Here is a 397-nt window from a genome sequence, read left to right as displayed (position 1 = left end):
ACGCCTTGCGGCATACGCCCCTCAAGCGTACGTGTCTACCAATTCCACCACCTGAGCATAGATGATTGAGGTCGCAAAGAAATGGAGATCTTAGGAGCTTTGTAAAGTGTGAAAACCGAATTATTTGCTTGGGAGCCAGTCGTTGCTCCTGCGTGCGGACGATATGGAATTCGTCCCTCCTTGAGTTTTTTATCGGAGGGCACGGCTCGGTTCGTTTTATATCTGTTGAACCCTTGGATCAGTTCCTGCGCCTCTGTTGAACGGGCATGAAAAAAGGCCGCTGATTGCGGCCTTTCAGAAAATGGTGCTCAGAAGAGGACTCGAACCTCCACGCCTTGCGGCATACGCCCCTCAAGCGTACGTGTCTACCAATTCCACCACCTGAGCATAGATGATT

General features: G+C 50.9%; 1 tRNA gene. It reads right to left on the bottom strand.

From position 1 onward, the window contains the following. Positions 1 to 302 precede the first annotated feature (302 nt). A tRNA-Leu gene (locus tag QEH53_RS24060) sits at positions 303 to 387 on the bottom strand. Positions 388 to 397 lie beyond the last annotated feature (10 nt).

It is taken from the genome of Pelagicoccus sp. SDUM812002 (assembly GCF_031127835.1).
Classification (GTDB): domain Bacteria; phylum Verrucomicrobiota; class Verrucomicrobiia; order Opitutales; family Opitutaceae; genus Pelagicoccus.
This window is presented reverse-complemented; position numbering and strand designations above follow the sequence as displayed.